The sequence below is a fragment of the Streptomyces sp. NPDC088097 genome (assembly GCF_044741845.1).
Taxonomy (GTDB): domain Bacteria; phylum Actinomycetota; class Actinomycetes; order Streptomycetales; family Streptomycetaceae; genus Streptomyces.
On the sequence record NZ_JBIUTJ010000001.1, the window covers coordinates 1107841 to 1120787 of the forward strand.

General features: G+C 73.0%; 9 protein-coding genes and 1 pseudogene. 2 read left to right on the forward strand and 8 right to left on the reverse strand.

Going from position 1 to position 12947, the window contains the following annotated elements; translation table 11 throughout:
* Positions 1-32 precede the first annotated feature (32 nt).
* The 7 genes from ACIOD1_RS05080 to ACIOD1_RS05110 form a co-directional block, all read right to left on the reverse strand.
* A complete protein-coding gene (locus ACIOD1_RS05080) occupies positions 33-638 on the reverse strand; it encodes a TetR/AcrR family transcriptional regulator (protein WP_365620255.1) in 606 nt (201 codons plus the stop codon).
* Positions 626-1366 carry an enoyl-CoA hydratase family protein gene (locus ACIOD1_RS05085; protein ID WP_401900185.1) on the reverse strand — a complete coding sequence of 247 codons (741 nt, stop codon included), beginning with the start codon at positions 1364-1366 and terminating at the stop codon, positions 626-628. The genes ACIOD1_RS05080 and ACIOD1_RS05085 overlap by 13 nt, the downstream gene beginning before the upstream one ends.
* Before the next feature lie 152 nt (positions 1367-1518).
* Positions 1519-2682 (reverse strand): acyl-CoA dehydrogenase family protein, encoded by a 1164-nt coding sequence (locus ACIOD1_RS05090; RefSeq protein WP_365620260.1) that lies wholly within the window; start codon positions 2680-2682, stop codon positions 1519-1521.
* Complete coding sequence (locus tag ACIOD1_RS05095) at positions 2679-4610, reverse strand: biotin carboxylase N-terminal domain-containing protein (RefSeq protein ID WP_365620263.1); 1932 nt, start codon at positions 4608-4610, stop codon at positions 2679-2681. The genes ACIOD1_RS05090 and ACIOD1_RS05095 overlap by 4 nt, the downstream gene beginning before the upstream one ends.
* A gap of 8 nt (positions 4611-4618) precedes the next feature.
* The gene (locus tag ACIOD1_RS05100; RefSeq protein ID WP_365620266.1) at positions 4619-6217 is read right to left on the reverse strand and encodes a carboxyl transferase domain-containing protein; all 1599 of its coding nucleotides are present in this window, start codon (positions 6215-6217) and stop codon (positions 4619-4621) included.
* A gap of 107 nt (positions 6218-6324) precedes the next feature.
* Positions 6325-7971, reverse strand: a complete 1647-nt coding sequence (locus ACIOD1_RS05105; protein WP_401900487.1) for an acyclic terpene utilization AtuA family protein — start codon at positions 7969-7971, stop codon at positions 6325-6327.
* Between the two features lie 68 nt (positions 7972-8039).
* Positions 8040-8846, reverse strand: coding sequence for a TIGR03084 family metal-binding protein (locus ACIOD1_RS05110; protein ID WP_365620269.1), 807 nt, complete (start codon positions 8844-8846; stop codon positions 8040-8042).
* Positions 8847-9195: 349 nt separating this feature from the next.
* Between ACIOD1_RS05110 and ACIOD1_RS05115 the strand changes: the two genes are divergently transcribed.
* Together ACIOD1_RS05115 and ACIOD1_RS05120 are read left to right on the forward strand one after the other, a co-directional pair.
* Entirely contained in the window at positions 9196-10881 is a 1686-nt protein-coding gene (locus tag ACIOD1_RS05115; RefSeq protein ID WP_401900187.1) for an alpha/beta fold hydrolase, read from the forward strand.
* A gap of 714 nt (positions 10882-11595) precedes the next feature.
* Positions 11596-12012: pseudogene (locus ACIOD1_RS05120) on the forward strand (hypothetical protein); the annotation flags it as partial.
* 17 nt (positions 12013-12029) lie between these two features.
* Here ACIOD1_RS05120 and ACIOD1_RS05125 read toward each other — a convergent pair.
* Positions 12030-12824, reverse strand: a complete 795-nt coding sequence (locus ACIOD1_RS05125; RefSeq protein ID WP_401900189.1) for a phosphatidylinositol-specific phospholipase C — start codon at positions 12822-12824, stop codon at positions 12030-12032.
* Positions 12825-12947: the final 123 nt, after the last annotated feature.

Sequence of the window (12947 nt, forward strand, 5' to 3'; positions counted from 1 at the left end):
CACGGGGGTGCGGCGCCTTCGGCGCTCCGCGCTCAGGCCGGCGCGGGCCCAGGGGTCAGCGCGGCCTCGATGATGCGGGACCACTGGGCCACCACGCGGGCGCGGCGGGCCGCGTCGTCGGTCAGGACGTTGGCCAGGCCCAGGCCCCGGGCCATGTCCAGGAGGCCCTGCACGGTCTCGCGGACCCCGGGCACCGACTCGTCGGCGCCGAGCAGCTCCACGGCGAACCGGTGCGTCTCCCGACCCATGCGGGCCTCCAGCTCCACGACCTGCGGGCGCAGCTGCTCCTCGTTGGAGGCGGCCACCCACAGTTGGAGGGCGGCCCGGAAGAGCGTGCCCGTGTACAGCTCGACCAGAGCCTCGACGACGGCCGGGCGGGGCGCCGGGGCGGCCTGGAACAGCTCGCGCAGGGCGGTGGAGCGCTCCTCGGAGACGTACTCGACCGCCGCGGTGAAGAGGGCCTCGCGGGTCGGGAAGTGATGCTGGGCGGCGCCGCGCGAGACGCCGGCCCGTTCGGCGACGACGGCCACCGTGGAGCCGGCCCAGCCGTGTTCGGCGAGGCAGGAGACGGCCGCCTCCAGGAGGTGGCGGCGGGTGACCCGGCTGCGGGCCTGCTTGGGGCCGGTCATCGCGCCCATGAGGGGTCCCGGCGTTCGAAGCGGGCGGTGATGCCTTCACGGGCCTCGGCGGAGGCGAACACGGCCGCGGACAGCTCCGCGAGGCGCTCCCCGTCCCGTTCCAGGGCCTCCCGCAGCCCGGCGGTGACCAGGACCTTGGTGGCGGCGAGCGCCTCGGGGCCGGCCTTGCGCAGCCCGCCGAGGACGGGTTCCAGGGCGGCGTCCACATCGTCCTCGGCGTGCAGGGTGAGCAGGCCGATCCGGGCGGCCTCGGCGGGGCCGAAGGGCTCGGCGGTGAGGAAGTAGCGGGAGGCGGCGCGGGCGTCGAGGCGCGGCAGCAGGGCCGCCGAGATCACGGCGGGGGCCAGACCGAGGTGGGTCTCGGTGAAGGCGTACGTGGACCGGGGCCCGGCGGCGGCGATGTCGCAGGCGCCGAGCAGGCCGAGGCCGCCGGCCCGGACGTGGCCGGTGACGCGGGCGACGACCGGCCGGGGCAGTTCGGCGATCTCGCACAGCAGGGCGAGGAAGTCGGCCGGTGCGCAGGGGGCCTTCAGGTCGGCGCCGGCGCAGAAGGTGGTGCCGGTGTGGGTCAGGACCACGGCTCGGGTGGCGGGGTCGGCGGCGGCCCCCGCGAGGGCGGCGCGCAGTTCGCCGACGAGCCCCGCGGAGAGCGCGTTGCGGTTCCCCGGGGAGTCGAGGGTGAGCGTGGTGATGCCGGTCGCCTGGCCGGCGTGCACGAGTGGGGCCATGTCTCCTCCGGAGGGGTGTACGGGCGGGGCGTACGGACGGGGGGTGGGCTCCCCCGGGGGCGTACGGATCCCCGCCCGGGAGCGTACGCGGCCACCCCGCCCCCACCGGGGCCGGTCGGGGCGGGGCGGGCGTCAGGGGCCGGGGCCGGGGGTCAGTAGGACTTGGGCAGGCCCAGGCTCTGGTGGGAGACGAAGTTGAGGATCATCTCGCGGCTGACCGGGGCGATCCGGGCGACCCGGGCCGCGGTGATCAGGGAGGCCAGGCCGTACTCGCGGGTGAGGCCGTTGCCGCCCAGGGTGTGGACGGACTGGTCCACGGCCCGTACGCAGGCCTCGGCCGCCGCGTACTTCGCCATGTTCGCGGCCTCCCCCGCCCCCATGTCGTCGCCCGCGTCGTAGAGGTGGGCCGCCTTCTGCATCATCAGGCGGGCCAGCTCCAGCTCGATGTGGGCCTGGGCCAGCGGGTGCGCGATGGCCTGGTGGCTGCCGATGGGTTCCTTCCACACCTGGCGGGTCTTGGCATAGTCCACGGCCTTGGCCAGGGCGTACCGGCCCATGCCGATGGCGAAGGCTGCCGTCATGACCCGCTCGGGGTTCAGTCCGGCGAACAGCTGGAGCAGGCCCGCGTCCTCGTCGCCGACCAGGGCTTCGGCGGGCAGCCGCACCCCGTCCATGACCACCTCGAACTGCTTCTCCGCCGCCTGGAGTTCCATGTCGATGGCGGTGAAGGCGAAGCCCGCGCTCTCCCTCGGCACGATGAACAGGCAGGGCTTGAGACGGCCGGTCCGGGCATCCTCGGTCCGGCCCACGATCAGGGTGGCGTCGGCGATGTCCACCCCGGAGATGAAGACCTTGCGACCCGTCAGCACCCATTCCCCGCCGTCCCTGCGGGCCGTGGTGGTGATCCGGTGGGAGTTGGAGCCGGCGTCCGGTTCGGTGATGCCGAAGGCCATGGTGCGGCTGCCGTCGGCCAGTCCCGGGAGCCACGCCCGCTTCTGGGCCTCGGTGCCGAAGCGCGCGATGACCGTGCCGCAGATGGCCGGGGAGACCACCATCATCAGCAGCGGACAGCCCGCCGCGCCCAGTTCCTCCAGGACGATGGAGAGTTCGGCTATGCCGCCTCCCCCGCCGCCGTACTCCTCGGGCAGGTTGACCCCGAGGTAGCCGAGCTTGGCCGCGTCCGCCCACAGCTCGTCGGGGTGGCCGCCCTCGCGGGCGACACGGGCGAGGTAGTCGCGGCCGTAGCGGCGCCCGAGGGCGGCGACGGCGGCGCGCAGGGCCTGGTGTTCCTCTGTCTCGATCACGGCGGGGCTCATGACTGCGTTTCCTCCTGGACTACGGCGAGCAGGGCGCCGAAATCGACCTGTTGGCCGATGGCGGCGTGGAGCGCGGTGAGCGTGCCGGAGGCCGGAGCGAGGATGCGGTGCTCCATCTTCATGGCCTCCAGCCAGAGCAGGGGCTGCCCGGCGGTGACGGGGATGCCGGGGGCGAGCCCCTCGGCGATCCGGACGACGGTGCCGGGCATGGGGGCGAGCAGGGAGCCCGGTTCGGTGCGGTCCTGGGGGTCCGGGAACCGGGGCACGGGGACGAGGGTGTGGGCGCCGAGCGCGGAGTCCACGTAGATCTCGGTGCGCCCCGTCCCGTTCGCTTGGTGTTTCACGTGAAACACCCTTCGGACGCCCTCGACTTCGAGGGTGACCAGCTCGCGCGAGGCGGCCAGGACACGGACTCCGGGGTGCTCCACCGGCTGGAGCCGGGCCTCGAACTCGGCCCCGTCCACCGTGTAGCGGCGGGTCTGCGGTTGGGACCGCAGATTGCGCCAGCCGCCGAGGCGGGCGGCGAGGGAGGCTCCGGGGGCCGGGGCGGCCTCGGCGAGTGCGGCGGCGAGCACCGCCAGGGCGGGGTCCGGGGTCTCGCCGGTCAGGGCCGTGAGGTGGCGCTCGTAGAAGCCGGTGTCGAGCTGCCCGGCGGTGAACTCGGGATGGCGCAGGGAGCGTACGAGCAGCTCGCGGTTGGTGGTCAGGCCGTGGATGCGGGCCCCGGCCAGGGCGTGGGCGAGGAGCCGGACGGCCTCGGCGCGGCCGGGCGCGTGCGCGACGACCTTGGCCAGCATCGGGTCGTAGTGGATGCCGACCGGGTCCCCGGCGGTGAAGCCGGTGTCGACGCGGACCGTGCCCGGGATGTCGAGGGTGTGCAGGACCCCGGTCTGGGGCCGCCAGCCCCGGGCGGGGTCCTCGGCGTAGAGACGGGCCTCGACGGCGTGGCCGGTGGGCTGCGGCGGCTCCAGGGGAAGGGCCGCGCCCTCGGCGACCCGCAGTTGGAGGGCGACGAGGTCGAGGCCGAAGACGGCCTCGGTGACCGGGTGCTCGACCTGGAGGCGGGTGTTCATCTCCAGGAAGTAGGGCCGGCCGTCGGCGGTGACGAGGAACTCGACGGTGCCCGCCCCCTCGTAGGAGACGGCCCGGGCGGCGGCCACGGCGGCGGCGTGCAGGCTCTCGCGCAGGGCGTCGGGCAGGCCGGGCGCGGGGGCCTCCTCGATGACCTTCTGGTGGCGACGCTGGAGCGAGCAGTCGCGGGTGCCCAGCGCCCAGACGGTGCCGTGGGCGTCGGCCAGGATCTGCACCTCCACGTGGCGGCCCCGCTCCACGTACGGCTCGGCGAAGACCTCCCCGTCCCCGAAGGCGGACAGGGCCTCGGCGCGGGCCCCCTCCAGCTCCTCCTTGAGCAGGTCGAGGTCCCGTACGACGCGCATCCCGCGGCCTCCGCCGCCCGCCGCGGCCTTCAGCAGCAGGGGCAGGTCCGCGACCGTGGCGGCGGCCGGGTCCACGGGCTCCAGGAGCGGCACTCCGGCGGCGCGCATCAGCTCCTTGGCCCGGGTCTTGGAGGCCATGGCCTCGATGGCCCCGGGCGGCGGTCCGACCCAGGTCAGGCCGGCGGCCCGGACCCGGTGGGCGAAGTCGGCGCTCTCGGAGAGGAACCCGTAGCCGGGGTGGACGGCGTCGGCGCCCGCCGCCCGCGCGGCCTCGATGATCAGGTCGGCACGCAGGTAGGTGTCGGCGGGAGCGGCGCCGGGCAGCCGGACGGCGGCGTCGGCCTCCCGGACGTGGAGGGCGTCGGCGTCGGGGTCGGAGTGGACGGCGACCGTGGCCAGGCCCAGGGCGCGGGCGGTGCGGAAGATCCGTACCGCGATCTCGCCCCGGTTGGCGACGAGCAGGGAAGTGATCGGATTCGTCGGCTGGGTCATCTGCGGGCTCACATCCGGAAGACGCCGAAGCCGCCACGGGCGCCCTCGACGGGGGCGTTGTGGACGGCCGACAGGCACAGGCCGAGGACGGTACGGGTGTCGCGCGGGTCGATGACCCCGTCGTCGTACAGCCGCCCGGACAGGAACATCGGGAGGGACTCGGACTCGATCTGCGCCTCGACGAAGGCCCGCATCCCGGCGTCGGCCTCCTCGTCGTACGGGAGGCCCTTGGCGGCGGCGGACTGCCGGGACACGATCGAGAGCACGCCCGCGAGCTGGGCCGGGCCCATGACGGCGGACTTGGCGCTGGGCCAGGCGAAGAGGAACCGGGGCTCGTAGGCCCGTCCGCACATGCCGTAGTGGCCGGCGCCGTAGGAGGCGCCGATGAGCACGGACAGGTGCGGGACGCGGGAGTTGGAGACCGCGTTGATCATCATGGAGCCGTGTTTGACGATGCCGCCCTGCTCGTACTCCTTGCCGACCATGTAGCCGGTGGTGTTGTGGAGGAAGAGGAGGGGGATGTCCCGCTGGTTGGCGAGCTGGATGAACTGCGCGGCCTTCTGCGACTCGGCGCTGAAGAGCACGCCCTGGGCGTTGGCGAGGATGCCGACGGGATAGCCGTGCAGGGTGGCCCAGCCGGTGACCAGGCTGGCCCCGTAGAGGGGCTTGAACTCGTCGAAGTCGGAGCCGTCCACGATCCGGGCGATGACCTCGCGGGGGTCGAAGGGGGTCTTCAGGTCGGGCGGGACGATCCCGAGCAGCTCCTCGGGGTCGTACAGCGGCTCGGCGGCGATCGGCGGATCCTGGTGCGCCTTGCGGTGGTTGAGCCGGGCGACCACACGGCGGGCCTGGCGGATCGCGTCGTACTCGTCGAGGGCGTAGTAGTCGGCCAGGCCGGAGACGCGGGCGTGCATCTCGGCGCCGCCGAGGGACTCGTCGTCGCTCTCCTCGCCGGTGGCCATCTTGACCAGGGGCGGACCACCGAGGAACACCTTCGACCGGTCCTTGATCATGATGGTGTGGTCCGACATCCCCGGGATGTACGCGCCGCCGGCCGTGGAGTTGCCGAAGACGACGGCGACGGTCGGGATGCCGTCGGCCGAGAGCCGGGTGATGTCGCGGAAGATGGCCCCGCCCGGGATGAAGATCTCCTTCTGCGAGGGCAGGTCGGCGCCGCCGGACTCGACGAGGCTGATGCAGGGCAGCCTGTTCTGACGGGCGATCTCGTTGGCCCGCAGCGCCTTGCGCAGGGTCCACGGATTGCTGGCGCCGCCGCGCACGGTGGGGTCGTTGGCGGTGATCAGGCACTCGACGCCCTCGACGGTGCCGATGCCCGTGACCATGGAGGCCCCGACGGGGTAGTCGCTGCCCCAGGCGGCGAGCGGGGACAGCTCCAGGAACGGCGTGTCGGGGTCCAGGAGCAGCTCGACGCGCTCGCGGGCGAGGAGCTTGCCCCGGTCCCGGTGGCGGGCAGTGTACTTCTCGCCGCCCCCGGCCAGGGCCTTGGCGTGCTCGGTGGTGAGGGCGTCGAGGCGTTCGAGGGCGGCGTCACGGGCCCGCGCGTGCTCGGGGTCGAGCGGGTCGACGGTGGTGGAGAGGCGGGTCACGGGCGGTTTCCCTCCGGGACGGTGGGCGGGGGCGGGGGCGGGGTCGGGGTCGGTCGCGGGGGCGGGGGCGGTGACGGAGTCGGGGCCGGTCGCGGGGTCGGGGTCGGTCACGGGGTCGGGGTCGGTGGCAGGAGGTGGGTCGGGACGTCCACGTGGCGGGCGCGCAGCCATTCCCCGAGGGCCTTGGCCTGCGGATCGAAGCGGTGCCCGGAGGCGACCCCGGCGCCGAGGATCCCGGGGACGGTGAAGTTCAGGGCGCGCAGGTGCGGGAGTTCGTGCCGTTCGACGGGGTGCGCGGCCGTCTCCGGGAGCAGCCGTCGGAGGGCTTCGACGGTGAGCGTGTCGCGCAGCCAGGGCCAGGCGGCGTCGGTCTCGACCCAGACCCCGATGTTGGCGTCGCCGCCCTTGTCCCCGCTGCGGGCCCCGACCAGCAGGCCGAGCGGGGCCCGGATGGTGGGTACGGGCTCGGGGGGCGGGGCGGGGGTGGCCGCCTCGGCGCCGGGGAACGGGGTCCGCTCCGCCGCCGGGGCCCCCTCGGCCGCGACCGGCCTGCGTACGTCCAGCCGGGTCCCGTCGGCGAGGACGGCGGTGTGCGGCACCCGGGCGGCGTCCACGGCCCCCGAGGAGAACACCCCGTAGGGCTGGGCGGCTCCCGGCGGGGCGGTGACGTGGAAGCCCGGGTAGCTGGCGAGGGCCAGCTCGACGGCCGCCGAGGTGAGGGCGCGGCCGATCCGGTCCGGGGAGGGGTCGCGCACCACCAGCCGCAGCAGGGCGGCGGCCGTCTCCTCGGTGTCGGCGTCCTCGTGGTCGGTCCGGGCCAGGGTCCAGCGGACCTCGGCGGCGCCGGCCAGCACCCCGGCGAGCTGCTCCCGCACCAGCGCGGCCTTCGCCTCGACGTCGAGGCCGGTCAGCACGAAGACCATCTCGTTGCGCCAGCCGCCGATGCGGGTCACGCCCACCTTGAGGGTGTCGGGCGGGGCCTCTCCGACGACCCCGGTGATCCGCACCCGGTCGGGGCCCTCCGGCGCCAGCCGTACGCTGTCCAGCCGGGCGGTGACGTCGGGGCCGAGGTAGCGCACGCCCTGGGTCTCGTACAGCAGTTGGGCGGTGACGGTGCCCGTGGAGACCACCCCGCCCGTGCCGGGGTGCTTGGTGATGACGGCCGAGCCGTCCTCGGAGACCTCCGCGAGGGGGAAGCCGGGGCGGCGCACGTCGTGGGCGGTGAAGAAGGAGTAGTTGCCGCCGGTGGCCTGGGTGCCGCACTCCAGGACGTGTCCGGCGACCACCGCCCCCGCCAGCCGGTCGTGGTCCTCCGGATCCCAGTCGAACCACCAGGCCGCCGCCCCGCTGACCAGCGCGGCGTCGGTGACGCGGCCCGTGACGACCACGTCGGCGCCCGCGCGCAGGCAGGCCGTGATCCCGGCGCCGCCGAGATAGGCGTTGGCCGTGAGGGCCCCCTCCTCGTAGGGCATCAGGTCGTCGCCCTCGACGTGCGCGACGGAGACCGGGACGCCGGCCTCGGCGGCGAGTTCCCGTACCGCGTCGGCGAGTCCGGCCGGATTGAGGCCACCGGCGTTCGCGACGATCCGTACGCCCTTCTCGTGCGCGAGGCCGAGGCAGTCCTCCAACTGGCGCAGGAAGGTCTTGGCGTAGCCGAGGTCCGGGTTCTTGAGCCGGTCGCGGCCGAGGATCAGCATGGTCAGCTCGGCCAGGTAGTCCCCGGTGAGCACGTCCAGGGGGCCGGCTTCGAGCATCTCGCGCAGTGCGCCGAGGCGGTCCCCGTAGAAGCCGGAGGCGTTGCCGACGCGCAGCGGCCGGCGGCTCACGCGGCGCCCCCGGCCGGGGCGCGCCCGGGTCCGGCCGGGCCGGCGAAGGCCTGGGCGATGTCCAGCCAGGCGTCGGCGTCGGGGCCGGTCGCGGTGAGACGGAGGTCGGCGCGGTGGGCCCGCTGGGTCACCAGGAGGCAGAAGTCCAGGGCGGGCCCCTCGACGCGCTGCTCGGCGTCCTCGGGGCCGTACGCCCACACCTCGCCCCCCTGCGGGGCCCGGAGTTCCACCCGGAACTCCCCCGCCGGCGGCTTCAGTCCGCGCACGGCGTACGCGTAGTCCCGCGCCCGGACCCCGATCCGCGCGACGTGCCGCAGCCGGGCCGTGGGGACGCGGCGCACCCCGAGGGCATCGGCGACGTCCTGGCCGTGCGCCCAGGTCTCCATCAGGCGGGCGCTCGCCATGGACGCGGCCTTCATCGGCGGCCCGTACCAGGGGAACCGCGTGTCGGGCGAGGCCGCGCCGAGCGCCTCCCCGAGGGCGACCCGGCCCGCCCGCCAGCGCGCGAGCAGCTCGGGGGGCGCGGTCCGGGCGCCCTCCTCGGCGCCCTCGTCGACGAAGGAATCGGGCGCCGCGAGCGCCACCTCGACCTCGCGCGCGAAGCCCTCGGCGTCGGTGAGGGCGAGCAGCGAGGCCCGGTCGGTCCAGTGCAGGTGGGCGATCTGGTGGGCGATGCTCCAGCCGCTCGCGGGGGTGGCTCTCGCCCACTCCTGGCCGGGCAACTCGGCTACGAGGGCGTCGAGTTCACGTCCCTCCTCGGCCAGATCGACGAAGACGGCGGTGGCGGCGGACGGCTCGGGCACGGAGTGCTCCCCTCTCGGCGTGGAGGCAGCCTGGCATCGACCGGGAAAACAATCAAGCACGCTTGCATGATTTCCGCACGTCCACCCCACATTCACGCCACCGCACCCAACACGCCTACGGAAAAACCCACTTGCTCGACCATCCGACATCCCCCGAGGCCGCTCCACCCCCCGCCCGAGATCCACAGGACACCCGGCCCGGGGGCGCATCCGGCCGTTCCGCTCGCACCACCCCGTACGCCCCCGCGCACCCGCCGATACTGAACGCCCGCCGCCCCACCCGAGCCCCCCACGCCGTCGCATCCGACCCCGTCCATGCCACTCGACGAGACGAAGAGGATGAACCGCCGTGAACCCAGCCGTGAACCCAGCCGCGAACCCGCCCGCGCACCCGGCCCCGAACCCGGCCCGCCCCGGCCTCCATCCCGGTCTCCACTCCGGCCTCCATCCCGAACTGGACACGGCCGCGCTGACCGCCTTCGCCGCAGCCCTGGAGAGCGGCGACACCACCGGCCTGCCGCCCGCCCGCGCCGCCGAGGTGGAGGCCGTACGGGCCGTCGCCGTCTTCAGCCGGGGCAAGATCGCCGGCGCCCAGGGCGACCTCCTCGACGCCGCGCTCTGGCGGCACACGGGCTCCACGCCCCGCCCGGCGGTCGTCATGCCCTCGCCCTGGCACCCGCTCGGCTGGATCGCGTACGCCGTCCAGGCGAGCCTGCTCACCGCGCGCGGCCACGACGTCGTCGCCTACACCGTCCGGGGGTTCGCCGGCTCCGAGGGCCAGGCCGAGCTGGCGGGCCCCCTCGACGTCGCCGACGGCAGCCGCGCCCTGGACCACCTCCTGGAACGCACGGCGGGCCCGGTCACCCGGATCGGCTTCCTCGGGTTCTCCTACGGCGCCGCCATCGCCCAGCTCGTCGCCGCGCACGACCCCCGGGTGGACGCGGTGGTGGCGCTCAGCGGCTGGGGCGACCTCGGCCGCGTCCTCTACGAGAACTCCACCCCCCGAACCGCCGCCGTACGGGCCCTGCTCTCGGCCGCAGCCCGGGCCCGACTCGGCGCGCGAACGCAGCGGGCCCTGGAGAACGTCCTGGCCGACCGGGACGCCGAGGAGAACCTGCGCTGGGCGGAACGGCGCTCACCCCTGACCCACGTCAAGGAACTCAACCGCCGCCAGGTCGCGGTCTTCCTCGCCCACGCCTGGCACGAGACCCTCTTCCCGCCCAACCAGACCCTGAGCCTGTTCAACGAACTCACCGGCCCCAAGCGCGCCGACCTCTCCGTCGGCGACCACGGCGACCCCGAGACCACCGGACTGCTCGGCCTGCCCAATCGGGTCTGGACCGACGCCCACCGTTGGTTCGACCACCACCTGGGCGGCGTGGACGACCCCATCGCCGACGAGGGCGAGGTGCTCACCGAGGCCATGTGGACGCGGACCCTCGCCCCCGCCCCCACCTGGCACTCCCTCACCCGCCACATCCGACGCCTGCACCTCACCGGCGCCGCCGAACTGACCGCGGAACCCGACCCGGGTTGGTCGGCGACCATCCTGTGCGGGGTCGACACCCCGACCACCGTCGCCGAAGAGGTCGCCCGCTCCGGCCACGCCGAGCTGGCGGGACTCCCGAAGTCCTACCCGGCCGCCCCCCTCGACCCCACCGTGGCCGCCTCCTGGACCTCCGAGCCCGTACGGGAACCCACCCGCCTGCGCGGCACCCCCCGCCTCCGCGTCACCTACCGCGCCCCGAACCCCGGCTCCAGCTTCGTCGCGTACCTCCTGGACCTCGCCCCCGACGGCACGGCCCACCTCGTCACCCACGCCCCGTACACCGACCTCGACCCGACCCCGGACACCCTGGTCGAAGCGGACCTGGACCTCCAGGCGACGGCCTACGACCTCCCCCCGGGCCACCGCGTCCGCCTCGTCCTGACGGCCCGAGACCCCTTCTACGGCGACGCCAACCACCCCCGCGCCACCCTCGCCTTCACCTCCCCGGACGCCACCCCGTCGTACGTGGATCTGCCGCTGGGGTGAGGGGGCGGGGCGGGGGCTTCGGGGGAAACTGAGCGGTGCACCGTTGACCGGGCTCTCGGAACGTTTGGGGGTTTCCCGCCAGTCCACTGTCCTTCCGTGCCGATCCGGTCCCTCAAGGGCGCTCACTGCGTTCGCGTCGCTACGCGATGGCCTTCGGCCACCCTTGACCGACCGGCCCGTCCCGGAATGCCAAAGACTGTCGGGAAGCCCCCAAAAGAACGGGCTGGTCTGAACGAGGGAGGAGCGGGTCCCTCAGGGGCCGTGGGGCGGGCGCTTCGGCGAGCCTGCCGGGCATCCGGGTCCCTCACAGAACCTTTCAGGACGGTGGAGACGGCCCACGCATCAGATCGCGACCCCTTCCACTCGGCTTAGCGTCTGCGGCCCGGACAGACTCCCCCGCTCTCTGACCGCACGGAATGACGAAGTCATCAACCGTGGATGTGGGGAAGCGGTCATGAGGGCGGGGGAGAGGGCCCAGGAGGGATGAAGACCCCCAAGTCCGGGCATTAGAGCAGCAGCTCGGCCGCCACCGCTGGGTCGTCGAAATGACGTCTAGCCAAGTGAGGTGACGCTTCCTAAGGGCTGTCCCGTAATCCGTGGTGGATCAGCGCGCGGCGTCGGATGCGGTGCATCGCAAGGCGGAGGGACGCCCGAATACTGGACGTATTCGGGCGTTCCGACAACGCGGCGAGGTGCCGTAGCCGACGCCGCGCGCCGCTGTTCGCCCTCACTGAGGCCAACAGCCGCGTATTCGGCGCGTTCATGGAGCGCAACGCTCGCGATGACGGCAGGTCGCCCTTTGTGCATGAGCTGCCTCCCACCGAGGAAGAACTCGCCGAATGGCGGCTTTGGGTCAAGACGGTCTTCCTTCCGAACATCCAAAGGATGCGTGACCTCGTCATCAAGCACGCTGACCTCTTGAGCGAACGAGAGATGCCGCCGATCCTGCTTCAGCTCTGCGCCCACGTATCCGGCTACGAGATCACAGTTGCCCGGTGGGAGCGTGACTGTTACGACCAGCACCAGTCGGTGGTGCCCTTCCCCGAGGGCATCGCCGCATATGCGCGGCTCGGGTTCGCCGGCCTGAAGCAGGAACAGGGGAGTCTGCTCGGGCGACAGCAGAACAACTGACCAAAAGCAACGATGACTTAGATGAAGTTCTTGTCGATCAGGAGGTTCATGATGTCGGGGCGGTAGTTGGGGAAGTCCATGGGCACGATGCCGAAGCGGGCTCGCTGGGCCTTCCTGGGCTCCAGGTACGAGTAGACGCTCGGGAAGATCTTCTGGGCCCCGATGGAAGGTTCGGGGATGGGCCCCTTGGCGGTGCTGGTGAAGTTGATGAACATCTGAGAAGTGGTCTGGTCGAACCACGCCGCGTCGAACCAGTCGACGATCGCCTTCTTCTTCTCGTCGTCCGGGACGTTGTACTTGTCCTGGATCTTGCAGTGGCTGTCCCACTTCAGGACGGTCCAGTCGTGGCTGAAGTCGGTGAGGAGCACCACCTTGCCGCGAGCTTGGCCCAGGGTGGGCCACTCGGGGATGGTCCAGAAGAGCGGACGGAAATGCATCGACGGGTCGTCCAAGTGCCAGTTGAAGCGGCGCCTGAATTCCTCTGCACCGAGCGCCTGGCCTCCCGCGTTCTCGTTCTTGACTCGCATGATGATCACTTCATTCGGGTTGCTCCGCAGGAAGTAGTCACAGTCGTTGAGGACGTCCTGGAAGAGCTTCTTCATGTACACGTTGCCGTGGTAAAGGCCCATCTGGTTCGCGGAGCCCTGCAATCCGTTCAAACGGATGTCGAGAAAACGGATTCCGTTGTTGAGCTGCGTCAGCAGGTCCCAGTCCTGACATTTGGCGATGCTTATGCCGCTGTTGGCGCAGGTGTTGTGGGTTCCGGGGATCGTCAGCTTCGCGACGGGAAGGCTGTTGGAGAGTTGTCCCATCCAGGACCGGGCGGACCAGCTTGCGGCAGTTGCCGTACTCGGCAGGCCGAGCACGGTGGCACCAGCCAGGCCACCGGCTCCGGCTGCCCACTTCAGGACGTCACGACGGGTAGGGCTCATGCC

What these genes read in the sequence shown, in the direction of transcription:
- ACIOD1_RS05080 (WP_365620255.1), bottom strand. Translation starts at nt 638, where the DNA reads ATGGGCGCGATGACCGGCCCCAAGCAGGCCCGCAGCCGGGTCACCCGC.
- ACIOD1_RS05085 (WP_401900185.1), bottom strand. Translation starts at nt 1,366, where the DNA reads ATGGCCCCACTCGTGCACGCCGGCCAGGCGACCGGCATCACCACGCTC.
- ACIOD1_RS05090 (WP_365620260.1), bottom strand. Translation starts at nt 2,682, where the DNA reads ATGAGCCCCGCCGTGATCGAGACAGAGGAACACCAGGCCCTGCGCGCC.
- ACIOD1_RS05095 (WP_365620263.1), bottom strand. Translation starts at nt 4,610, where the DNA reads ATGACCCAGCCGACGAATCCGATCACTTCCCTGCTCGTCGCCAACCGG.
- ACIOD1_RS05105 (WP_401900487.1), bottom strand. Translation starts at nt 7,971, where the DNA reads ATGCTCGAAGCCGGCCCCCTGGACGTGCTCACCGGGGACTACCTGGCC.
- ACIOD1_RS05125 (WP_401900189.1), bottom strand. Translation starts at nt 12,824, where the DNA reads ATGGGACAACTCTCCAACAGCCTTCCCGTCGCGAAGCTGACGATCCCC.